General features: G+C 48.2%; 20 protein-coding genes. 15 read left to right on the top strand and 5 right to left on the bottom strand.

The genetic code is table 11. From position 1 onward, the window contains the following. Positions 1-2: 2 nt before the first annotated feature. The 5 genes from ACOZB4_RS06860 to ACOZB4_RS06840 all read right to left on the bottom strand — a co-directional run bounded on the left by ACOZB4_RS06860 (position 3) and on the right by ACOZB4_RS06840 (position 6,492). Positions 3-767, bottom strand: coding sequence for an ABC transporter ATP-binding protein (locus ACOZB4_RS06860; RefSeq protein WP_076324247.1), 765 nt, complete (start codon positions 765-767; stop codon positions 3-5). Between the two features lie 100 nt (positions 768-867). After that, complete coding sequence (locus ACOZB4_RS06855) at positions 868-2,316, bottom strand: HAMP domain-containing sensor histidine kinase (protein ID WP_379406230.1); 1,449 nt, start codon at positions 2,314-2,316, stop codon at positions 868-870. Positions 2,317-2,321: 5 nt separating this feature from the next. After that, complete coding sequence (locus ACOZB4_RS06850) at positions 2,322-3,029, bottom strand: response regulator transcription factor (protein WP_339267130.1); 708 nt, start codon at positions 3,027-3,029, stop codon at positions 2,322-2,324. A 243-nt stretch (positions 3,030-3,272) separates the two neighbouring features. Next, positions 3,273-5,255 (bottom strand): DUF4832 domain-containing protein, encoded by a 1,983-nt coding sequence (locus ACOZB4_RS06845; protein WP_379406231.1) that lies wholly within the window; start codon positions 5,253-5,255, stop codon positions 3,273-3,275. Positions 5,256-5,469: 214 nt separating this feature from the next. Then, positions 5,470-6,492, bottom strand: a complete 1,023-nt coding sequence (locus ACOZB4_RS06840) for a LacI family DNA-binding transcriptional regulator (protein ID WP_076324244.1) — start codon at positions 6,490-6,492, stop codon at positions 5,470-5,472. 350 nt (positions 6,493-6,842) lie between these two features. On the opposite strand from ACOZB4_RS06840, the gene ACOZB4_RS06835 reads away from it, so the two are divergent. The 15 genes from ACOZB4_RS06835 to ACOZB4_RS06765 all read left to right on the top strand — a co-directional run bounded on the left by ACOZB4_RS06835 (position 6,843) and on the right by ACOZB4_RS06765 (position 24,666). After that, the gene (locus tag ACOZB4_RS06835) at positions 6,843-8,207 is read left to right on the top strand and encodes a DUF4832 domain-containing protein (protein WP_379406232.1); all 1,365 of its coding nucleotides are present in this window, start codon (positions 6,843-6,845) and stop codon (positions 8,205-8,207) included. Then, positions 8,164-9,528 (top strand): acyltransferase domain-containing protein, encoded by a 1,365-nt coding sequence (locus ACOZB4_RS06830; protein WP_422759510.1) that lies wholly within the window; start codon positions 8,164-8,166, stop codon positions 9,526-9,528. The genes ACOZB4_RS06835 and ACOZB4_RS06830 overlap by 44 nt, the downstream gene beginning before the upstream one ends. Beyond that, the gene (locus ACOZB4_RS06825; RefSeq protein WP_379406234.1) at positions 9,491-10,582 is read left to right on the top strand and encodes a DUF4832 domain-containing protein; all 1,092 of its coding nucleotides are present in this window, start codon (positions 9,491-9,493) and stop codon (positions 10,580-10,582) included. Before ACOZB4_RS06830 ends, ACOZB4_RS06825 begins: the two co-directional genes overlap by 38 nt. Before the next feature lie 40 nt (positions 10,583-10,622). Continuing rightward, entirely contained in the window at positions 10,623-11,882 is a 1,260-nt protein-coding gene (locus ACOZB4_RS06820; protein ID WP_379406235.1) for a Gfo/Idh/MocA family protein, read from the top strand. Between the two features lie 30 nt (positions 11,883-11,912). Beyond that, a complete protein-coding gene (locus ACOZB4_RS06815; RefSeq protein WP_076324239.1) occupies positions 11,913-12,839 on the top strand; it encodes an ABC transporter permease in 927 nt (308 codons plus the stop codon). Beyond that, the gene (locus tag ACOZB4_RS06810; RefSeq protein WP_339291507.1) at positions 12,839-13,735 is read left to right on the top strand and encodes a carbohydrate ABC transporter permease; all 897 of its coding nucleotides are present in this window, start codon (positions 12,839-12,841) and stop codon (positions 13,733-13,735) included. The genes ACOZB4_RS06815 and ACOZB4_RS06810 overlap by 1 nt, the downstream gene beginning before the upstream one ends. Positions 13,736-13,805: 70 nt before the next feature. Next, positions 13,806-15,263 (top strand): ABC transporter substrate-binding protein, encoded by a 1,458-nt coding sequence (locus ACOZB4_RS06805; RefSeq protein ID WP_379406236.1) that lies wholly within the window; start codon positions 13,806-13,808, stop codon positions 15,261-15,263. Positions 15,264-15,512: 249 nt separating this feature from the next. Beyond that, a complete protein-coding gene (locus ACOZB4_RS06800; protein ID WP_379406237.1) occupies positions 15,513-16,193 on the top strand; it encodes a TetR/AcrR family transcriptional regulator in 681 nt (226 codons plus the stop codon). Beyond that, the gene (locus ACOZB4_RS06795; RefSeq protein WP_379406238.1) at positions 16,174-16,542 is read left to right on the top strand and encodes a DUF4180 domain-containing protein; all 369 of its coding nucleotides are present in this window, start codon (positions 16,174-16,176) and stop codon (positions 16,540-16,542) included. The genes ACOZB4_RS06800 and ACOZB4_RS06795 overlap by 20 nt, the downstream gene beginning before the upstream one ends. A 60-nt stretch (positions 16,543-16,602) precedes the next feature. Beyond that, positions 16,603-17,253: a formylglycine-generating enzyme family protein gene (locus ACOZB4_RS06790; protein ID WP_379406391.1), complete on the top strand. Its 651-nt coding sequence runs from the start codon at positions 16,603-16,605 to the stop codon at positions 17,251-17,253. A 315-nt stretch (positions 17,254-17,568) separates the two neighbouring features. Next, positions 17,569-18,552, top strand: coding sequence for a family 43 glycosylhydrolase (locus ACOZB4_RS06785; protein ID WP_379406239.1), 984 nt, complete (start codon positions 17,569-17,571; stop codon positions 18,550-18,552). A gap of 592 nt (positions 18,553-19,144) precedes the next feature. Continuing rightward, on the top strand, positions 19,145-20,884 hold the full coding sequence (locus ACOZB4_RS06780) for an extracellular solute-binding protein (RefSeq protein WP_379406240.1): 1,740 nt from the start codon (positions 19,145-19,147) through the stop codon (positions 20,882-20,884). Between the two features lie 29 nt (positions 20,885-20,913). Next, a complete protein-coding gene (locus ACOZB4_RS06775) occupies positions 20,914-21,885 on the top strand; it encodes an ABC transporter permease (RefSeq protein WP_379406241.1) in 972 nt (323 codons plus the stop codon). Between the two features lie 15 nt (positions 21,886-21,900). Next, on the top strand, positions 21,901-22,836 hold the full coding sequence (locus tag ACOZB4_RS06770; RefSeq protein ID WP_213643710.1) for a carbohydrate ABC transporter permease: 936 nt from the start codon (positions 21,901-21,903) through the stop codon (positions 22,834-22,836). Between the two features lie 51 nt (positions 22,837-22,887). Beyond that, complete coding sequence (locus ACOZB4_RS06765; RefSeq protein WP_379406242.1) at positions 22,888-24,666, top strand: glycoside hydrolase family 2 protein; 1,779 nt, start codon at positions 22,888-22,890, stop codon at positions 24,664-24,666. Positions 24,667-24,669: the final 3 nt, after the last annotated feature.

Genomic DNA, 24,669 nt, shown 5'->3' with positions numbered 1-24,669 from the left:
GACTACCTCCTCCCGGTGACATAAGCAAAGATCATCGCTTCCCGCTCGGAGGCTTGCTCTGGACTGTAGGGTCCCATATCCAGCGTGCCCCCGATCTTGCCATCTCGAATATAGATGAGGCGATTGCCGCGGCAGGCTGCCTTCATGTCGTGGGTGACCATGACAATCGATTGACCTTCCGCGTGCATCTGGCTCAATATATCAAGCACCGTAACGCCTTGCTCGTAGTTCAGGCTGCCGGTAGGCTCATCGGCGAAGATGATGTCCGGGTTATTGATGAGCGCCCTGGCGATTGCCGCCCGCTGCTGCTGTCCTCCGGATACTTGGGAAGGCAGCCGGTTGCTCTGTTTATCGAGGGACAGATTGACCATCAAGTCATGTGTCCTTTGCCGTACTTGTTCCTTGTCCTGATTAGCGATATATCCAGGGAGGGCAATGTTATCAAATAGCGACAGATCCGGTACAAGGTTGCTGTTTTGATAGATAAAGCCGATCTGATTCGCCCGAAAGCGTGCAAGCTCCTTGGCTGAAAATTGATCAAGGCGCTGTCCCTGCAGACAGACTTCTCCGGCTGTCACATCATCAAGTCCGCTGAGCAAGTACAGCAAGGTGGACTTACCCGACCCCGAATCGCCCATGATGACGGTAAAGTCTCCTTCATAAATGGACAGATCGACATTGCGGATGGCATGGTATTGCTCCTTGCCGGTGGTGTATGTTTTGCATAAATTACTAGCTTGCAGCATGACGGTGTTGCTTGAAGGCATATTGTGATCTCCTCTCTTTATCTCCCACTGCCATCAAAGTATAGAGGACGAATCTTGCGCATTTGTTATCAAATTATAAATAAAGTATGACAGGAGTCAGCTAAAGGGGCAGAATTAAGCAGAAGGTCGTTCCCTGCTGCTGTTGACTGTGAAAAGAGATCGTACCGCCATGCGCTTCCATAATATATTTGCAAATCGACAAACCCAGTCCGACCCCGTGGCGCTCGGCCAGTTGGCCGGCAGTTCGTTGTAAAACGTTACCCTGGTAGTACCGTTCAAAAATAAAAGGCATATCACGCGGGGAAATCCCGCTGCCTGTATCGGAGACGATGATCTGCAGGCAGGATGTTTCCGAGTGTTCTTCAACAGCGAGGCGAATTGTATCCCCGGTTTTGGTATGCTTCAGTGCGTTCGTGACGAGATTGGCAATGACTTGCTCGATCCGTACAGCATCGATTCGGACAAGCACGTTAGGAATCACAGCAGGCTCTTCGCAGCGTACGCCCATTGTTCGGATATAATGGCCCATCACGTTGAAGATAGGCTCCAGCGTTGGAGCGCTGTACTGCTCAATCGGATGTACGGCAATCTGTTCCAGATCACGCAGTGCGTGCAGCAGCAAATCGTCTACGAGCACGGCCATCTTACTCGTATTTGCGTGCACAACTTCAAGATAAGTCATCACACTTGGCAGATCAGGGCAAATCCCTTCGCGAATTGCTTCAATATACGCTTTGATTGTCGCCAGCGGAGTTTTCAAGTCATGAGACAGATTGGATATGAGTTCTTTATGCGACTGGCTGTGTGCAGCTTGCTGGATATGTAAATTACGAATCTCTTCACGCATGAGATCAAATACGGCATAGAGCTCCCCGACCTCATTATTGCTTGTCCATTCGGCACGCTGCTCATAGTCACCTCTCAATATAGCTTCCGCATAAGGCTTGAGTCCGGCAACAGGCTGCACCAGGTCATGCTGCACCCGGCGTCCGATGGAGAAGAATAAATAAAGCAGCGTCAAAAGTGCCAGAGAAAGCATGATCCATGGCACATAAATAAAGGAGTCGGAGGAGGGCATTACTGCGGCCAAGGCAGATGCCGGGACCGCAAATTGAGCGTAACCTACAAAGGCTTTGGTGCCCGCATCCCGCAGCGGAAAAGCGAGATGATAGTGGGGCGGTTCGCTGTCAGAAATGCGCAGCGTATAGTCTAGTTCAAAGCGCGGATTGATTGGGCGCTTCGATGAATTTTCGCTATCATAGATCAACGTTCCATCAGGAAGCACAACCTTGAGGCCGCCCCGCGTCTCCTGACTCCAGACGGTTAATTGCCGCCGGATCGGAGCGTCGGTGAGCAGTAATTCCGCATGCTCATTTTCCAAGGTATGGACGATCGGATTCGTCAGTACGCGAATTTGCTTCACAATAGTTGACGGAGCCAGTTGGTTTGAAGGTCCAATAAGAGTAAGCCAAACGACAGATAGTATCACTGTACTGATGGATAGACCAGTTGCCCAGAGTCGTCTAGCATACCAAGTTTTCCAGTCCATAGAGGCTACTCCGTTTCATCGGGGTTGAATTTATATCCGACGCCCCACACGGTTTTAATATAGGAGGACTTGATTTCGGTTCGTTCCAATTTCTCACGGAGCCGCCGAATGTAGACCGTGATCGTATTATCCTCGACATAAGCCGAATACCCCCACACATGATCCAGCAGCTGCGATTTGGTAAACACTTGATTAGGGTTGGAGGCCAAAAAGTATAGCAAATCAAATTCTTTGGCGGATAAAGAAATTTCCAGCTGTCCGGCCATGACCTTGCGGGCATTTTTATCAATCGACAGGGCGCCGAATTGCAAGCGCTGCTGTGGGGATACCGGGAGTTTCGGATCTGCCATTCTGCGCAAATGTGCCTGGACGCGAGCGACCAGTTCACTGAGCGAGAAGGGCTTGGTCATGTAATCATCGGCGCCAAAACCCAGGGCAAGCACTTTGTCCGTGTCGCTGCTGCGGGCGCTCAAAATTAGAATGGGCGCAGCCGTCAATGTACGGAGCTTGCGGCACACTTCAATCCCGTCAGCGTCAGGCAACGTCAGATCGAGAATGATAAAATCCGGCTGCCGTTGGCGGACCGCCTGCAATCCGTCGCCGGCATTTTCCGTGATGAACGCGCTGAATCCCTGAACACGCAAATAGTCATTCACAATGCGCGAGATATCCTGTTCATCTTCAATGATCAGTACTGTTTTAGGAGAATTCATTAAAAAGTCGCCCCTGTTCCGTATTCTTTAAATGGTCAGTCCATTATAGCATGGGCCGAGGAAAACAAGGGGAATATTACCAGTTAGGGTGGTGAATGGTGACGGAATATGCGGAGAGCGGTTACCTGACCTGTCGAGAACTCAGCCAGGGGATGATTTTATTGGCATCTTAGGTGAACAACAGCTATCGGGATATTCCCGATAGCTGTTGTTCATAGTGTTCGGATCAGCCTGTGGCTTTTATTATTTAGTCCATGTACCGATCTTATAAGCTCCGTCCGAAAGGCGCTCCGTATTAGCAAAATCAACCCCGGGTTGGTTCGTGGACGGATTAAGAATCGCTATGGCCAGCTCATAGGTACCGTTTGGCAGCGTGTTTGTGGAGATAGAGCCTGAGACTGTATGCAAACCAGTCCTCCAGGTTCTTAAGTCCGCCGATGTGGATTGACGTGCCACGACATGGCCTCCGCTGCGCAGCTGCACTTCAACAGGCCAATTGAACGGGAAGTGTTGAACTCCTTTATTTTCCACAGCGACGGATACATTTAACGCACTTCCGCTATTTTCTTGTGGATATGCAACTTTCTTCAATACAAAGTGATAGCCCATTCGTTTCTTCAGTGTATCCATATTGCCCTGCAACGGATTGCCTAGCGCCAAGGAAGCTGGAGAATTCGGTCCAAGCCAGCTCGGTTTGCTAAGCTCGGTCTGCCGCAGCGTCTCATTAAAGCCGCTGCCTGTCGTGAGCGCAGCATTCATACCATAGGCACCCCCGTAAAATTCGCCGCCAGAGACGCGAGTGTCCCAGAAGTTGGCATGGTTTGGCTGCTGCTGGCCGATATCATCCCAATAACCGTTCTGTGTGCCAGTATACCATCCCCATTCGGAATCGAAGCTCGGCTGATCTCCGAACACGTCATTATACATTCCTAGAATCAGACCCTTGTTATTATTCTTGGCCAATTCCACGCTCCGTCTGATCAATAGCTGCGTATGATGCTCCTGATCGGCAAAAGCATCAATATAGTGCTGAATGTACTGGTTGGATATTGGGTTCGGAGGAAACGCGCCTGTATAGTTGCTTTCCCCGTTCGGTCCGATGTAAGGCCAGGTGTGGAATTCCGCCCAATGGCCCAGCGAACCGATTTGCACAAAAGCAATCGGGCTATCGGCCGTGTTGTAATGCTCCGCAATCGCCTCAATGGCAAGCTTGTGTCTGGCGATCAAATACTCGGAACTGTAATTCGGGGAGAAGCCCGTGTTGTTGCCGGCTCCCATACCACCGGTTTCATCTTGGTAGGCTTTACCTGGAGATTGTCCCAAACTGGCCATGTCGTTGTACAGCCAGTCGGGAATATCCCGGTGAGGCACGCCGGAAGGACTGTCCAGAATAAAGCGCAGCACCACCTTGACTCCGCGGCTCTGCCAATAGTCGAAATGATTGGATGCTTCAATTGCACTGAAATCATAGTTGCCTTTGGTTGGCTCTAACTCCTTCCAGGTGACACCGGCATACACGAGACGGTGGTCCTGCGGGTAATTGGTTGATTTCGCTGAAGGAGCCCAACCCTTAAACGGGTTATTGAGCGGATCATTCAGCTCGGCTGGGTAGAATTCGATCATGTTTCCTCCCGGATTTTGTGCTTGTAAGGTATAAACGGGAAGCGGCTGGTTCTGTGCTGGCAGGCGATGGATATCCGAATTGTTGTCCAGATAACCAATGTTCACGCTGCTGCCTGCAGCTAGTCCAAGTGTAGCGAGAGGGAGTGCAACTTCGATCACAGATGAGGAACGCACGTATTGAGAAGAAGGGAGGGAGGAAGACCAATCCCAATTCCAGCTGCTGCCATTTCCGGCGTAGCGGTAAAGCGATTGATTTTCGAGGAGCCATTCAATTCCGGTCGCCCCCCATCCGAAGGCTTGATACCCGGTCGAAGCATTCTTGTCCGTATTCAGCCAGAAGCTCCCCATTGTAGTGCTAAGGCTTGAGCCTTCCACAAGCAGATAAAGATTCTTGTCATCGTGGGAAGCCTTTAAGACACCAGCGGTTCCCGAATTCGTGGCAAGCGCCGGAATCCCTTCCCAGTCACTCGGATCACCATCCACAACGATAGAAGCCGCTTCAGCAGTCGAAATAAAGAGGGGATAAGGGAGCAAGGTAAGGAGAACAGCCGTCATAATAAAAATAGCGAATGTCATTTTCATGTTAATACCCCATGCTTTCATGTCAAAACCTCCTCACAGAATGATTGGTATCATAGAGTAGCAAGTCCAAACGTCTTTGTAACAATGGATTCACTCTACCGAATCTGAAGCTCTCACCTCCTTTCCTATGTAATTTCCTTACTTCCAACATCCACCATGAAAAAAAGAGCACCGTGTCAGGTGCCTTCATGTGTAATGCGTTGATGAATATATTCATTTCAACTTCATAGTCCCTTTAAGTGGAACTGCGTACGACCAAACGGGTAGGCAAAATCACCTTCTTGGGCAGTAGTTGATTTCCGTTCATTCTGTCAATCAGGTTGTCGACGGCAACCATGCCGATTTCTTTTGTCGGTACATCGATCGTTGATAGAGGCGGATTGGAATACTTGGACACCTCGATATTGGATAGACCCATGACAGCCACTTCAGTAGGAACGGCAATGCCGTTGTTATACAAGCCGTTGAGGGCAGCCATGGCCATTAGATCGCTGCCTGCAAAGAAGGCGGTCGGGCAATTTTTGGTCTTACATAAATGATTTATTTGTTCAATGCAGACCGCTTCATCCCACATGCAATCAATAACCCAATCGGGATTCACAGACATTCCGGCAGCATGCATGGTGGCGTAGTAGCCTCGGTAACGGCGGCTGTCTTTCAGGTTATTCGTTAATCCGCTTCCCCCGATGTAACCAATCTGGGTGTGGCCTTTTTCAATGAGGTGGTTGACGGCCATCGAAGCAACATTGTAATGATCATAGCCGACATTATCGATATCCCCGCGCTCGGTATCAATCCCCACGATATAAGGGACCTGCTTGCGTATATACTCATAGGTTTCACTGTTCAACGATTCCATAAGAATCAGACCGGTAATCGGTTCGCTGAATGTATTGAATAAGATCTTGCTATCATTCAGCTCGATTCCAGTCCGGATAAAGGAAATGTTATATCCCGCACTCAGCAATCGCTCTTCCACACCGGATAAGATCGACATGAAATAAGGATCGTTGTATTTATCTTTCGTTACGCTTAGTACACAACCGATTTTGATATGCGACTTGCTCTCGGAATGATCCTTGGTTGAAACTTTTCGCTTGGGACTTGAAGTGATTTTATAGTTCAGCTGCGTAACCGCCTGCCAAACTCGTTCCCGGGTTTCGTCCGTAATTTTATATTTCGTATCATTGTTTAACACTCTGGATACGGTGGCAGTAGATACATTTGCTAATTTAGCAACATCCCGAATGGTACTCATAAATAAACACATTCTCCTTTTTAGTTACGAATAGTCACCATTTAGAGTTTATAGGAATGTCACATGGTAAACAATGATGGACCTGTTGGTTGTTTTGTTGCGTTAGTTTGTTGCGTTACTCCGTTACGTTCTAAGTTTACAGTCATTCATGATTAAAATCAATCATAACATGTTCCTGTCGTGCAATGTTACTAGAATTTTTTTATAAATCTAAAATTATTATTGCAAGGATATGCATGGATGATATAACATGAAGTCACGAAATGTTACAAAGTTTTACGCTATTTGTTACGTAACATTTACGTAACAAACAGCGGCGTTTGAGCAGGCGGCGGGGGGCTGATTAAAACATGAACAAAGCAGTAACGGTTTACCCCATGATGTTAGAAGACATCCTAAACAACCCAGGCATTGGTTTTATAGCAGCACCGGGGTTAATGGGGGACCCGGATCGGATCTGCGACAACCGAGGGGAAGAGCAGAAGAAGTATAAGTTCACGGAAGACAGCAGAGCGTACAATCATCCCGACAGTAAAGTGTATTTCTGCAGCGCGCGCTGGCGGGACTTGGAAGTTCGCCAAGGGGAGTACAACTGGGAAGTTCTTGAGGAAAAGCTGGACTACGCCAAATCGCTAGGCTGTACGGCCGTGGTTCGCTGTTCCCCATACGCGTTAAGCGAAGAAGATGATATACCAGCTTGGTATCGTGCGGAACATCCGGAGGAGCCCGACTTTCCGTTCTGGAGGGTAGACCCTGAGACCACACCCTATGTGTTGTATTGGTCTGACTTTATCAAGGCGTTTGCCGCACGGTTTGACGGACACCCGGTCATAAGCTCGATTGATTTGACGATTGTAGGGGCCTGGGGAGAAGGCGGCGGAACGGAGTTTTTAAAGCCGGAGGCCATTAAGCGCATTACAGATGCTTACCTGGATGGGTTTAAAATAACCCCTCTCCAAGCTCTGCTGCATGATCCCCTGTCGATCAGCATCATGAAGGAGCGCAAAGCCAAAGTGGGCTTTCGCGTCGATTGCTTGGGTGATATGGGCGGCTTTCATGGAAATCAGTGGTCACATATGACGGATTTCTATCCCCAGAATATTCAGAATTTCAAGATGGGCGATGCCTGGGAGAAGGCACCGATTCTATTTGAAGCATGCTGGCACATGAATGATTGGTATCTTCAGGGCTGGGATATGGATTATATCATTCAAGAAACGCTGAAGTGGCACATTTCCTCCTTTAACAATAAAGGAACGGTAGTCCCCGAACCGTGGAAAGAGAAGGTCAAGGCTTGGCTGAACAAGATGGGATATCGCTTTGAATTGAGAAAGTTCACGTACGATTCGATGGTGAAGGCGGGCGGTCAGCTAAAAATCGAGGCATTGTGGGCTAATGTAGGAGTGGCCCCGATTTATAATCCCTATCCGCTGGTTGTGAGGCTTACTGGACATGACCAAACCTATACGCTGCGCAGCAGAGAGGATATTAGGGAGTGGCTGCCGGACGAAGACATTGTTTGGGAAGAATGTTTCGGTTTACCCGGTAATATGTCCGAAGGCGAATATCATTTGGAGATCGGCATCGAAACCGGAGTTAAGGAAATCGGGAATATCCAGCTGGCGATCGAGGGGAACAAGGACGGCTATTATCCGATGGGCAAGTTAACAGTTGAACGGGGGAGAAAAGGAAGTGGAGAGTCTGTTGAAGTTTAACGAGTGTATCGCAATCTGCAACTTTGATTACCTGCCTGAAGGGTTGGAGGCTAAATATAATCGCTATAAACCGGATAGCAAGCCCCATCTCATTCCGAGGGAGTTCTTGTCTGGAATCTTTGAGCAGTATCAAATTCCTGAACCTACCCGCCAATGGCTCGTTCATGGGGTTGAGGCGATAGAAAAGGATGCCGTACTATTTCACTTTACCCAATTTTTGGTAGATGATATGTGCACTTTGCGCAATCGCTGTGATGAGACTCATTATACGAATATGACACCAGGATGCATGGAGCAATACGGAGAATTATACTCCTTTCTTTTGCTGCTGGCCTGCGTTGTTCCTTCCATGAACATGCTGGAGGCGCGTTCCGTACCTAAAGCCTACTACGAGCAGATCCCTCAACAGCCCCTGAAGCTTCAGTTGGAAAAATTGGTGGAGCACGGCGATGCCAAGGTTCATGATTTTCCATGGGTGATGAATTTTTATACCTGCTCCATCTTTCTGTTAGACCGGTTTTATTTTATCCCCTACCGATTTGAGGATCCTTTCACCATGTTCCGTCATGTGGACACGCAGGAGGTTATTGCCCTTCGGCACGCAGGCGAAGAATTTCGCAGTGATGGACAACGGAACGGCATCAATGATGTATATGATCTTCAAGGAAACTTCACCTCAGAATGGCACGAGAATGCCGAGTTTGTCATCGCTAATCGGATAAATCCCATGGGATTCGTAGAAAGAGAAACAACGCCGATCCTTAAGAAGGAATGGGAGCCGGCACTTCAAAAAGGGGATACGCTGTTAGCCCTTCACATTCCATCTGGCCCCGGGTACACACCGGACAGGTTGAAGAGTTCCATGGAGATGGCCGCTGCATTCTATGACCAGTACTTTCCGGAGTTACTCATCAAGGGCTTCTGGAGCTCAAGCTGGCTCTATGATACAAGGCTGTCGCTTATCTTGGACTCTGAAAAAAGCAATATCGTCCTCGTTCAACGACAATTCTATAATTATCCGACCATGGAAGGGGACGGCATGCTGCGTTTTGAAGCCTTTGGGGACTGGAAGGCAGACCCGGTCCGAAACCCAGGCGAATATACAACCTCACTGCAAAAAGCAGCAGCGGCGTATATGGAAACGGGAGCCCGTTTTAACACATTAAGCATGATTGTATTGCGGGAAGATATCGAAAAGATTGGCAGTAGGCCATATATAACCGATGCAGATATCGAGCAGTTCCATAAAACCGTTGACAGCCATTTGCAAAGGAGAGAAGAGGATGGGGAAATACTCGCTCGAAAACTACGAGAAGTATAAAACCGTAAAAATCCGACCGCAACCCTTATTGAACCGGGAGTTTGATGCAAACCAGGGTCCATTCGAATACGTCTCCTTTTCCTGGAGAGTGCTTGAGCCGGTTCGAGGAGAATACAGACTTGAAGCGATCAATGAAGCACTGCATACGGCCCAAAATCCCATTCTTGTCCTGGTACCGGAATTGCCGATCTGGGCTCCGGATTACGCACCTGATTGTTTTGCGGCTTTGGTCCGAAAAGTCGGGAGTTATATCGACTCCGACAGACGCTTAACAGCCGTTCTGATATCAACCTTAGCTGACAGTAAGGAAGAATGGAACGCTTATGTGGAGTCGTTTGAAACGCAGACGCTGCTAGCCGAACTGCAGAATGACAGATTGATTCAACATTTAAGAGAACGCAGTCGCGGATTTGGCCTGCTGGTGAAGTGCAGTGAGGAGAATTGGATCGAATGCTGTGAAGCTTTTGCCATGCACAAACTGCAGAAAGTATGGAAGCGTTACCAGGTGGTCCTTCATGTGACTGATAACGTTTGCGGTCCTCATACAAGACGCGAGGCGTATCGCTGGCACGCCGGCCTCTCCAATCTGAATATGGGGCTTGGATATCATCTAACTTTGCGCCGACTGACTTATCCGGAAACGGTATATAGCCGTGGAAGCTTGCCATTGCGATTCTGGTTCGTCAACGCGGGCAGTTCGAGAATTTATCGGGAGTTTCAGTTATGGGTGCAGTTAAAGCAGGGGGAGGTTTCCTATGAGTATCCCCTGCACGCAGCCACGCATTCCTGGTTAACCGGAGACCTTGTCCATAACGAGATGGTCCCCTTGAAGGATATGTTACCGGGAAAATATACGCTGAGTATAGCACTCTATTTCGAAGACCGGTCGTATATCCCCCTGCATATACAGAATCCGCAGCAGGATGGGTATTATGAGGCAGGCATGATACAAGTCGAAATATCCGATGAGGATCCGCTTATGAATATTTGGGATGCCTATTATCCGGAAGGATATTATCCCTTGGAAGATCCTGTGGTTCCAGAACAGGAGTAGATTGTTTAGGACAAATACAAGTTCGCTGGAGGTTATGGAGTTGAAACTAGCATTAATTGGTGCAGGACAAAGAGGCATGATCTATTCAAGGCATGCTTACCAAAGTGAGGAAATTGTGGCGGTAATCGAGCCGGATGTCCGCAGAAGAAAGGCGGCGGCGGATGAGTTTCAGATTCCGCTGGAGAAACAATTTGCATCCGTAGATGAATTTTATCGACTCGGTAAAATTTGCGATGCCGTCATCATCTCTTCCATGGACAAGGACCATTATGAGCAAACAATGAAGGCGCTTGATCTTGGTTATGATATTTTGCTCGAGAAGCCCATTTCACCAAGTCCTGAAGAAAGCTTGAGAATACAACGAAAAGCCAATGAAACAGGCCGGAAAGTGATTGTATGCCATGTGCTCAGATATACGAACTTCTTTGCGGAAATCAAGAAAATCATCGATAGCAATGAGCTCGGCAAGATCGTGACCATACAGCACAACGAGAACATCGGCAATTTCCATATGGCACATTCTTTCGTAAGAGGCAATTGGAGAAGAAGCGATCTGGCGAGTCCGATCATCATGCAGAAGTCCTGCCATGACATGGATATTCTATCCTGGCTTGTGGACAGCGGGGCGAAACGAATCTCTTCGTACGGAAGCCTTACATATTTCAAAGAGGAGAATGCACCGGCAGGCAGTGCGGAACGATGCCTCGACTGCAAGGTAGCTGCGGACTGCCGATTCGATGCAAGAAAAGCCTATTTGCCTGTAAGGGGCCAATGGCCGGCTGCCGTCATTTCGGCGGATCAAAGCGAAGAGGGACTGCTCCAAGCGCTCGCAACGAGTCCTTACGGACGCTGCGTTTATCGGATGGACAATGATGTGTGTGATCATCAGGTGACCATTATCGAGTTTAAGAACGGGGTTACGGCAACGTTTAACTTGAGCGGATTTACGAATAAAATGTACCGCACGCTCAAAATCATGTGCGAGCATGGGGAGATCCGTGGGGATGACAGTTTGAATGTTATTGAAGTCACCCGCTTTAACTCCAATATGGCAGAACCTGTTCAGCAAACCGTCATTCGGCCGGCAACGGTGAGCGGCGGACATAACGGCGGCGATACTGGTCTGATGAACGACTTTTTGGAGAATCTGGGGAATGCCGACTTCAGCAGCAGATCCTCCATCGACATGTCCGTTGAAAGTCATATGATGGCCTATGCCGCGGAAGAGGCGAGAATTACCGGTACCGTGATCGATCTGGATGAACTAAAGATGAAGCTGCAACACGGCATTACAGTATAGTCGTGTAATCACATGTAAAGGGGTGATGGAATGAGTTCGGCTGTTAAGGGATTTCTCTATGAAATAAAAAAACACAGGATCCTGTATCTCATGTGCGTGCCCGCGCTGATTGTGCTGATCATGTTCTCCTATATCCCGTTTGCCGGGATATGGATGGCGTTTACCGATTTCAATGTGGTCGACGGCATCTTCGGCAGCAAATTTGTGGGTCTGGACAACTTCAAATACTTTTTCTCGGAAAACAGCATGGGATGGAAGGTAACCTATAATACGCTGTACATCAACTTTTTCGGTCTCATATTAGGCATTATCATTCCTGTCAGCATTGCCATTCTGATCAATGAAATTCGGCATAAAGCCTACAAAAAGATCGCTCAAAGCATGATGTTTTTTCCGTATTTCATATCATGGGTTGTCGTCGGGGCGATTCTGTACGGAATTTTCTCCACGGATGTGGGCGTAGCGAATCATATTTTGAAGTTCTTCGGTGCAGAGCCGATCTCCTGGTACTCGGAGCCAAAATATTGGAAGTGGATCATCATTCTGTCGAGCGTCTGGAAATGGAGCGGCTACAGTTCCATTGTCTACATGGCGGCGATGTCCAATTTTGACGGGAGCTTATACGAAGCGGCCAAGGTGGATGGCGCCAACAAATTGCAGCAGATTCTTTTCTTGACCGTGCCCATGCTGAAGCCGACGATCATCGTTTTGAGCTTGCTGAGCGTCGGACGAATCTTCTACGGGGACTTTGGGATGATTTACGGTATTGTCGGAAACAACCCGGTCCTGGCTGAAGAAGTCACGGTCATCGATACCTATGTTTATCAGTCGATGCGTACGCTGGGCTTTTCTTACTCGACGGCAATCGGGCTATTCCAGTCCTTGATGGGCTTGATCCTGATTACGGCTGCTAACAAATCCGCTAAGAAAATAAACGACGGAGAGGGTCTATTTTGATGATGGAAAAGAATAGATTGCTTGGTGATAAATTGGTGATAGCCTTTGCCTATGTATTCATTGGCTTATTCGCACTCGTTTGTCTGTATCCTCTTGTATTAACGTTAAGCGTGTCCTTTTCTTCGGAACAGGCCGTTGCGAGAAACGGATATTCGATCATCCCACTGAGCCCCAGCTTGGATACCTATAAATATATCTTTGTTAATAGTGGAATGAAATTGCTCAAATCCTATGGCGTGACCCTGTTTGTAACCACTGTGGGGACGTTCGGGGCTCTGTTGATTACCAGCATGATTGCATTTTCCCTATCCATAAAAAAGCTAAAATACCGTAACGTACTCGCCTTCATCAGCAACTTTACGATTATCTTTTCAGCCGGTTTGATTCCGTGGTATATGGTCAGCGTCAATTATTACGGATTGAAGAACAGCATTCTGGCCTTGATCCTGCCGTCCATATTCAGCGTATGGAACATGTTTCTGATGCGAACGTACTTTGCAAGCATCTCTCCATCTTTATATGAAGCGGCCGAGATGGACGGCGCCAATTATTTTACGATCTACGTAAGAATCGCTCTTCCATTAAGCAAGACCGCACTATTGACGGTTGGATTAATGTATGCGCTTCAATATTGGAATGATTGGTGGCATGCGCTGATCTTTATTAACGAACGCGATTTATTTCCGCTTCAATATTTCCTCTACAACATCCTGTCGAACGTAAATGCGATAAGCTCCGGACGGATTCCGTCAGGGGCATCAGGCAACATCACATTGCCTGCGGAAACCGTGAAGATGGCCATTACGGTCATTACGATCGGTCCGATCATTTTCCTGTATCCTTACATCCAAAAATACTTCGTGCACGGGATTATGGCCGGAGCGGTAAAAGAATAGACACCTGCGTGGTTATTGGCCAATTCAGGCTTTTAACATAGATTAACCATTTTATTAGGGAGGGTCTTTCATGAAAGCAAGGAAAATGCTGATCTTGTTGGTTTTATTGATTGCGTCTGTTTCGGTAATGGCAGGATGCAGCGGCAAAAAAGAGGGGGCAGCCGCGCTCGAAACCGTCACGATTTTGTATCCGGGGGAACGAAGCGACCGAATGAACGAATTTCTAGACAACGAATTCGCAGAGAAAATGGCAGCCGATCTCGGTCTGAAGGTCGAAGTCACATTTGTGCCGTGGGCCCAGTATTGGGAACAAAAAGATATCATGCTGGCCGCAAATGAACCGATCGATTTATATTGGGACGGACTCCCGGACCTTTCGACGATCGTCAACAAGAAACAAGCCATGGTATTGGATGATTTAATCCAGGAATATGGTCAGGATATGTTGAAAGTTTTGCCGATGGAACAGCTTCAAGGCGCAACGATCGATGGGAAAATTCATGGCATTCCGTCGGCATATGCACCGTCCTCGGCCATGTACCAGTTGGTTGCCGTCCGTCAGGATATTCTCGAAGCCGTGGGGATGACCGACTTGAAGACTGCCGATGATCTAAAAGAATTCGCGACCAAGGCGAAAGAGAAGTTTCCTGAAATGAAAGGACCTGCCGATGTCGTCTTTAAACCTTTAACCCGATATTTTGCCGATGAACAATATAACTGGATCGCCGTAGAAGATTTGGTCGTATTCGGGGAAGACAGTAAAAAAGCATACAGTTATTATGAAACAGAGGCTTTCCAGCAAGTAGCGAAGTTTAACCGTGGAATGTATGATGCAGGGTTATATACAGAGGATCTGACCATTAAATACAATGAGAGAGACTCTCGTATGCAGACAGGCTTATATTTATGGGTTGAAGGCTCTTTGGGCAAGGAAATGGAAATTATTAATACAATCAAAGCCAATGCACCGGATGCCAAAGTTAAAACGTACCTGTTAGCCGAGGATAAACCGCGCTATGTGACAGCCACAGGCGGAGAAGTTCTTGGCATACCAGTAAATGCTCCTAATCCGGAAGGAGCCATGAAGTTTGTGAACTGGATTTATAAATCCCAGGAAAATTACCAGTTTGCCCTCTATGGCGTCGAAGGCAAGGATTACGAGATTGTGGATGGAAGAATCAATAAGCTGACCCCTAGCGAATTCTTCTATGAATGGATGTTCAGAAACCAAAATTACCAATTGTTCGGGCCGGATGTGGCACAAGAGTCCATCGATAAGTATAAGAGCTGGGATGACCAGGCTGTACGATCCGCTTCATTGGGCTTCCGATTTAATAATGAGAAAGTCAAATCTATCGAAACAGCTCTGAAAGAAGTCGTTGGCAAGGACTTAGCTGCTATACGTTCCGGTTTTGTGGACTTTGAAACAGCGTATCCTAAGGCCATTCAGAAGCTAAAGAAGGCAGGCATTGATGAATATGTAGCTGAGGTACAACGTCAGTTAGATGAGTTTTTGGCGGGGAAATAAAAGCGTGTTCAAAAAAGGATAGAAACACATTGAGGATCGACATACAGTCCATGAAAGAAGAACGTCTGAAAGGGATAATGTCACTTTGAGAAGAAGCAAACCCCCAGTCTTGAACAAGACCGGGGGTTTTGGCATTGGATGCCATCTCGCTTAATAAGCCTTCATTGACAATAAGTGTAATTCTTGTGTACACTCTTTTTATTCCGACTGTTCAGTATAAATAAAATCAAAGATACAGGTGAAGAAATCATGCCCAAATTAGGGATGGAACAAAAACGCAGGGCAGACGTCATTAATGCCACGTTAACCTGCATCAGCATGTATGGGATTGACGGCATGACCCTGGATAAGGTTGCCGATCATGCGAACTGCTCCAAGGGAGTTGTCACTTATTATTTTAAGAATAAGGATCAATTGACGATCGAAGCTTTCAAGTCGTTCTTGGCGTACTATGGACTGAAGATCGAATCAGGCATTGAGCATACCATGACATCGGGGGAAATGATGGATCTTGCCCTGAAGTTTATGCTTCCCCCGCTCACCGATGACAAGGGTCAAACGATTAATGTGTCACAGCTGGATGGGGTCGAGAAGATGTATATCCCGCATGCAGATCAAGGCAAGCTCTTTGTGCAGTTTTTCTCAAAAGCCATGCTGGATCACAATTTGCAGGAAGTGGTATCGAAGAGTTACGAGGCTGATCTCCAAGGCATCACCAAGATCATGGATTACGGTAATCGGACGGGACAGATGTCCGTTGAGGATTCCCATAGCGCTGCCTATGGGCTGATGGCGATGGTTATAGGTCTGAGCTTCTTTAGAGTAGCGAACGTTCCACCGGCCAATGGCGGCGATAACCGGTACATATGTGAGGATTATGTAAGAAGACTTACCCAAACAGGAGGGAATTATGGATATCGAGAAGGTTGAAACAGATAGAGGAACCATAGCGGTCGTAAGCAGCAATGAAATATTGATAAAGGATGTCCAATCCGCATTGGATCTTATGGCAACCGTGCAATATGAAACGGGCAGCCATCGTATGGTGATGAATCAGTCGATATTTAGCGAAGCCTTCTTCGATTTGAAGACGCGCCTTGCAGGCGAAATCCTTCAGAAGTATATCAATTATCACGTAAAGGTTGCGATTATCGGAGATTTTTCTGTTTATCCGAGCCAAAGCTTGCAAGACTTCATGTATGAATGCAATAAGGGAAACGATTTCTTTTTCTTGCCGAGTGAACAACAGGGAATTGAACGGTTAAGCAGGTTGAACTAAGAGACGAAAGCGGGAGGAAGACGGTTGTCAGTACCAGTTTTTAATCCAAAAGAATATCCGATGGTAGACATTCCAGCAGGCGAAATTCAATTAAGGGACGACCGAATCAAATCTTCGTGGGCGGTTGAAGTAAATGCTTTTCAGCTTGCACCGATTCCTGTTACAAAGGCGTTATATTTCTCGCTTATGTCGCAGTCGGCAGGATTCACTGATGTCATGCAGGCTCCGGTCGTCGATGTATCATGGAATGATGCGATTCACTTCTGTAATATGCTATCTCGGCACTCAGGTCTAGACGAGTGTTATTCGGCCACGGAAGATGGTGAGCGTGTGGTGTGCAACTGGGAGACGGATGGGTACCGCCTACCGACGGAAGCGGAATGGCAATATGCGTGTAGGGCCGGGAGTGATGGCTATCGTTACGGAGAGCTTGATGACATCGCTTGGTATGAAGGGAATTCCGGGGGCGCCGTGCATGTGGTAGGCAAAAAGCATCCGAATGCCTGGGGGCTTTACGATATGCTCGGAAATGTGTGGGAATGGTGTTGGGATATATACGATCCGGACGTATACGGCTCATACAGAGTATTCCGCGGCGGAAGCTGGGCGGAAGAGGCCAGGGGCTGCGGGGTGACATGCCGCCGTCGTAGCCACCCGACCTTTCGGATTGAGGATCTCGGGTTTCGTCTGGCGAGATCGATTTTACGATAAAGCTGATCCTTAATGGATTAGCTTTTTTTTGATCGTGCAGCACCTAACGAATTTCCAATAAACGCATCGAAACGCCGTCAATTTTCTTCAGAAGGTAATAGATGCTAGGCCATCAATACTTCACTATAACTAGATATGTCACATAAACTAACGCGGTAAATACACCTAAATTGCGTATAGACAAGGCTGGAAGACATCAGTAAGATTGGGTTTAACTTTTCGGGGGAGGTGTGGGGAGCTAAAGGGAGTCAAGGTTTGAATTGCCGTAGTGTTGATCAAAAACCAGGAAATTCAAGGGATGAGGGGGATAAGAAGATGCCACATGGACCAACATTCAATAATCCGATTGTGGAGCAAGCAGCCGATCCTTGGGTATGGAAGCATACGGACGGCCATTACTATTTTATGTCGACGAGACGCGATCGTCTGGAGTTGACGCAATCCACGACCTTGACAGGCCTTGCGGAGGGCCGGAAGAAAACGATCTGGACTCCGGAAGCCGGCGGACGCTATAGTTATAACCTGTGGGCGCCGGAAATTCATCATTTGGATAACAAATGGTACATTTATTTTACGGCAAATGATGGAGGAGGCGACGAGTCACGCCAAATATGCGTGCTGGAGAACGTGGAGCCTGATCCGATGGAAGGCGAATGGGAGTGGAAGGGCGCGCTGCCAACCCCTGTACCCGGACTGGACGGTACGGTCATGACCTTAGGGAATCAGCTTTATTTCCTGTATGCCGGGTACGGACATTTTCCGGACTACGGTTCTGCCATATACATCATGAGAATGTCGAACCCTTGGACCTTGACGGGGGACCATGTATTGCTCACGGCCCCGACTCTATCCTGGGAAAAACAAGGCGGAATGGCCATTAACGAAGGTCCCGTCATCCTTCAGCGAAACGGCCGCATCTTCCTGGTATACTCGGCCAGCACCACCTGGTCTGAGGATTATGCGCTGGGAATGCTCACGATGGATGAAACCGCAGATCCGATGGACCCGCTTTCCTGGACTAAATCCATGGAGCCTGTATTTTGCAAAAGCGTGGGAAACGGGGTGTATGCCACCGGCCATAACAGCTTCACGCAATCACCGGATGGCAAGGAGGACTGGATCGTCTACCATGCGCTTCCAGCGCCTGGAGCAGATACGGCCTTGCGATCGACCCGCATCCAGAAGTTCGACTGGAAGCCGGATGGAACCCCGGAATTCGGTGTCCCTGCCAGTGATTCGGAGGCCATACCGATACCGTCCGGAGAATCATGTATGCGGATTCATAACATAAACGAGTAGGTACTGCCGAGAAGAATGATGCGGCAAAGGAGTGGCAAATGCCGCACTGATGAAGTGAACATTCATAGGATTTTATATAAACCCCCATTCATTACGGATTTTGTGTAATGAATGGGGGTTTGTTACGGATAAGAGTGAAACGTGAAGGAATCGCAAATCCATAACGGGAAATCGTGTTTTTCAAACGAAAATCCCTTTGTATAAAGAGATATGTGTTTATTTATCGTTTCCGATATCCTAAATTAAAAGCATGTATTTGAAAAAATGACTCGTTTTAGTTACGAAAATTATGTATGAAAGCGTTGACAAAATAGATATGTATGCTTATACTTCGGTTAAATATACAGGATAATTGTATTAAATGGATGCGTAGAGGTTGGTAATACCGTCAACTTACATGTGAAAGGGGATCCATTGGAATGGTGATGAGGAAGAGCAGCATTTCAGACGGGGGTGCTTAGACACTCCGACGATTGAAGAATGGTAGATAGCAAGATTTAAACTGGCGCCCCTTAAAAACTACGGAATATAGATCCTCTTGACGCTAATGCTGGGGGTGCTCGTCAATTATTCATATCATGGGAGGTTAAGCATGAACAGAACGATGAAGCATTTTTTCACTCTGTTATTCATATCCATATTGATCATTTCGATGGTGACCGCTTGCAGCGGTAAAGCAAAGAATGAGCCCGATAACACCGTAACCCAGGAGGAGGGCGTCTCCAAAGAGAAGAATGAGGTGACCTTTGAAGATATTAGCGGGGACATACGCGGCAACAAAGCACCAACGCAGGAACAAATCGACGAGGTAAACAGCACGCTGAATGATACATACCTTGGGGACGTTTTCGAAGAAGTCATTCCTAGCGATTATTCCGCTTATCCCGTCAAAGGCGATGTGGTGCTGGATGTATGGATGCCTGCCAACTCCAACATCCCGGATATGAATAATCACTTGGTTCAGAAGCAGGTGGAGAAACTGACCGGCATTAAGGTGAACTTCATTACGCCGCCTGTCGGGCAGGAAGCCGATGCCTTTACCTTGATGATCTCCTCCGGTGAGCTACCGGACATCATCATTGACCCGGGTCGTTATCCGGGAGGCTTTGAAGCGGGGGTGAATGACGGCGCTTACCTCGATCTGACCGACCTTATGGAAGAGCATGCTCCCAACTATACAGCGTGGCGCAATTCGGACGAAACGAGAAGAAAAACGACCGTGACCGACGATGGCAGGCTGCTGGGCTTCTACGGCATCGCCCCGTATTCCGAATGGATCTGGTTCGGAACGCTGATCAAGCAGGAAGCGCTGGATAAGACGGGACTTCCAGTCCCGACAACAATAGACGAATGGTATGAGTTCCTGAAGAAGTCTAAGGAAGTCGGATATAAAGCTCCACTGAATTACGGATCGACGTACGGTCAAATTTTTACCGGCATCATTAATGGTGCATATGGCGTCTGGGACTGGACCTTCCTGGATGAGAACGGCAAGGTCGCATGGGGTCCTGCGCAGCCGAAAGCCAAGGAATATCTCGCGACCATGCAGCAGTGGAACAAGGAAGGTTTGCTGAATCGGGATTGGGCAACCGCTGATTTCAATCAACGGATGGCTAGCGCGATATCCGATGATACGGCCGTGATGATGGACTCACCGGATACGATGTGGAGCTATTGGAAAGTGCAGAACGATATTGATTTCGTGGGGGCGCTGAATCCTGTACTTAACAAAGGAGACAAATCCTCGACCACCTATAAAAACTTCAAAAGAACCGGAACCAGTGCGGCCATCACCACCCAGAGCAAAAATGTCGAAGCTGCAATGGCATGGCTGGATTTCAATTATTCCAAAAAAGGCTGGGAGATCATTAACTTCGGAGAGTACGGTACCGTGCACTTGGTGGATGAGCAAGGAATGCCTTATTATCCTGAAAACAGTTATATGTACAATGATCCGGAAGGTCAGCCGGTAGACGTCACACTTTGGAAATACCGCTGGCATAGTTGGCCGAATATCCGCGACGAGCACCACGCCAACCCGTTGATCTCGGCTAAAGGAAGCTATTCGGGAGATATCCGAAAGAATTGGACGGAAAACATGGATACCAGCATGGCGATGCCGCCGATCACGTTCACGAAAGAAGAAGCCTCGCGCGAAGCCGAGCTTGGAAACCAGTTATCGACGCTGCGCGGAGAATACTTTGCGAAGATCATTATGGGCGAATTGCCGGTCGATGCTTACGATAAATTTTTGAAGGAAGCGCAGAGCATGGGGCTGGACGAATTCATAAGTCTCCATCAAGCAGCCTTGGATCGGTATAACCAACGATAGTTTTCATAATAAGAACAGGTGGTTGATTCATGGAGATATTACGGAAAAACAGGGAAATAGACCATGTTCGGATGCCCTCGGAGCCCAAGAATACCAAGCGGTTGATTCAAAAGGACCTGAAAAAGAATTGGTTCGTCTATCTGATGGCCCTTCCCGTCGTGGCGTGGTTCATTATCTTCTGCTACGGGCCGATGTGGGGCGTTATGATCGCATTCAAGGATTTCAAGCCTTTGCTGGGCTTCGCGGATAGCGATTGGGTGGGCTTCAAGCATTTTATCGATTTTTTCTCCGGACCCTATTTTTGGAGAGTCGTCAAGAATACGCTCCTGCTGAATGTGTGGGGGATCGTGTTTGGATTTACGGCACCGATCATCTTGGCATTGCTGCTGAATGAAGTTCGTTCTTCCAAGTTTAAGCGGACCGTTCAAACCATTACGTATATGCCGCATTTTATTTCACTGGTGGTTGTGTGCGGGATCATTCATATCTTTACGGCCAATGAAGGTGTCGTTACGCAGCTGCTTTCGTTCATAACGGGAAAAGACTACTCATCCCTTCTCGGGTATTCCAATTTGTTTCGGCCGATTTATACCTTTTCCGGAATCTGGCAGAGCATCGGATGGGACAGCATCATTTATCTGGCTGCGATGAGCTCCATCGATCCATCATTATATGAAGCGGCCGATATCGACGGGGTCGGCAGGGTGAAAAAAATGTGGTACATTACGCTGCCTCAGATCAGTCCGGTCATCATCATCCTGTTTATCTTTGCGATCGGCGGATTGATGGCCTCCGGTTACGAGAAAATTATCCTGCTCTATAATCCTTTGATCTATGATACGGCGGATGTCATCGCCTCCTATGTTTACCGAAGGGGCTTGAGGGAAGCGAGCCTAAGTTATTCCACAGCCGTCGGATTAATAAGCTCCATCGTGAACTTCGGGCTGTTATGGATGACAAATACCATCGTGAAGCGCAGATCTGAATCCAGCTTATGGTAAGAGAGAGGGAAGGCTATGGAGGATATCAAGCAACTCAAAGTGAAACGAAGAAGGAAGCATAAAAGCATAGGGGACCGCGTATTCGACTTCACGAACTATACGCTGTTAACCGCATTAACGTTGGTTTGTTTTTATCCCATATTGCATATCTTGTTTGCTTCCGTCAGCGATCCCAGCGCCTTGATGGCCCATAAAGGGGTATTGTTAAAGCCGCTGGGATTCACGCTCGACGGTTACAAGCTGGTGTTTAAAGACAACAGCCTGCTGAAGGGGTACATGAATACGATCATTTATGTGGGACTGGGCACCTTGGTCAATATGGTCATGACGATATTGGGCGCATACGTGCTCTCCAGACGGGACTTGTATTTCAAAAATTTTATCATGATTTTAATTACGATCACCATGTTTTTTGGCGGAGGGCTGATTCCCTGGTTTCTGTTAATGAAGGACATCGGCTTGTACAACAATCTGTGGGCGATGATTCTGCCGACCGCTTTAAGCACTTGGAATATCATCATTTTAAGAACCGGATTCCAATCGATCCCGAGAGAGCTGGAAGAAGCGGCATTGATTGACGGCGCGAGCCAGGCCAATATTCTGATCACGGTCATCCTGCCACTGTCGAAAGCCACGCTGGCCGTTATCTTCCTGTATTATCTGGTCGGGAATTGGAACTCCTGGTTTAACGCGATGGTCCTGCTGAAGGATAGGGAATTGTTCCCGTTACAGCTGCTCATGAAGGAAATCCTGGTCGCTAATGATTCGACGGCCACCACGATCGGCAGCGCGGGCGGGGTTGTCATTAACAGTGCTCAGAGCTCGACGGCTTTCCGGGAGTTGGTTAAATATTGCGCAATAGTAGTTTCGACCGTGCCTATATTGCTGGTGTATCCTTTCCTGCAAAAGTATTTTGTGAAAGGCGTTTATGTGGGTTCGATCAAAGGCTAGACGTTCAAACGAGCAGATAGAGAGATTGAATAATTAGGAGTGAGTTGCATCATGTTGACAAAAGTTAGCAAGACACAAACGGTTCGGGGCGAATATCCGAGACCCCAGTTTCAGCGCAAAGAGTGGTTAACCCTCAATGGCGAATGGGATTTCCGTTTTGATGATGAAACCATCGGCGAGGATGAAGGGTGGTATCGGGCGGAAGCGATGGCTTCCTTTACACGGAAGATCAACGTCCCCTTTACGTTCCAAAGCAGGCTGAGCGGCATTGGAGATCCTTCTTTTCATGATGTGGTATGGTACCGCAGAACGTTTGAAATCCCGCAGAACTGGAACGGGAAACGGATCGTGCTTCATTTCGGTGCCGTGGATTATATGGCCAAAGTGTGGGTGAACGGGCATTTGGTGGCCATGCATGAAGGAGGGCATACGCCGTTTCAAGCGGACATTACGGCCGCGCTCACGGAAGGAAGCAACACGGTCGTGCTGCGGGCGGAGGATTTCAGCCGCGACGTCACTCTGCCGAGGGGCAAACAATATTGGCTTGAGCATTCGGCAAGCATTTTCTATACCCGTACGACCGGCATCTGGCAGAGTGTGTGGATAGAGCCGGTATCCCCGGTACATCTGAGCAAAGCGATGATGACGCCTGACATTGACCGGAACGAAATTCGCATCCGGACATTCCTTGACGGCTATAAATCTACAGAGGATCTTAAGCTGCAGTTCACCATATCGTATAAGGATGAATTGGTTGCCGAGGATCAGTATACGATCCGAAATGCGGAACAGCTCCGGACTATAGGGCTGAGCGATTTTACGGATCATGGCCTGGGACGCCTCTGGAGCCCCGAGTTTCCGAACTTGTATACCATCGAGTTTCGCCTTGTTCAAGATGGGAACGTTGTCGATCAAGTATCCAGTTATTTCGGGATGCGGAAGGTATCGATCGAGAACGGCAAGCTGTGCCTGAATAACCGCCCGTATTTCCAAAGGCTGGTGCTGGATCAGGGGTATTTCCCTGATGGAATTCTGACGGCTCCTTCAGACGAGGCTTTGAAGCGCGATGTGGAGCTGGCGAAGGAAATGGGATTCAACGGCGTGAGAAAGCACCAGAAGACGGAGGACCCAAGGTTCTTGTACTGGTGCGACCAGCTCGGCTTGCTGTTATGGAGCGAGGCGGCTAACGCGTATGAATATTCCGAGTCCTATGTTCGCCGCTTCACGGCGGAATGGCAGGAGATCATCGAGCGGGACTATAACCATCCTTGCATCGTCACCTGGGTTCCGCTCAATGAGAGCTGGGGCGTTCCCAATGTTCAGATGGATAAGCGTCAGCAGCAGCATGGGCTTGCCATGTATCATTTAACAAAGTCATTGGACGATAGCAGGCCGGTTGTTTACAACGACGGGTGGGAGCATATGACCACCGACCTGGTTACTATTCATGACTACGAGAGCCGCCAGGAAGTGCTGGAGGAGCGGTATGCGACAGCCGCGTCCGCCGTGGAAGCCATGCCAGCGAACCGGAGAATATTCGTCGGCGGTGCTTCCTATGAAGGGCAGCCCATTCTGGTATCGGAGTTTGGCGGGATAGCCTTTAAGAAGAGCGATTGGGAGGGCTGGGGGTATTCCGGCGCCGAGAACGAGGAGGACTTCCTGATCCGGCTCAAGGCCGTAGTGGATCCGATTTTTTCATCCCCGGTGATCCAGGGATATTGCTATACGCAGCTGACGGATGTTGAGCAGGAAATCAACGGTTTGCTGACGTATGACCGTAAGCCGAAGGCGCCGCTTGAAACCATTCGCAACATCATGACGGGTAAATAGGAG

Origin of the sequence: Paenibacillus sp. NPDC058898 (assembly GCF_049316025.1) — a bacterium.
Taxonomy (GTDB): domain Bacteria; phylum Bacillota; class Bacilli; order Paenibacillales; family Paenibacillaceae; genus Paenibacillus_AQ.
This window is presented reverse-complemented; position numbering and strand designations above follow the sequence as displayed.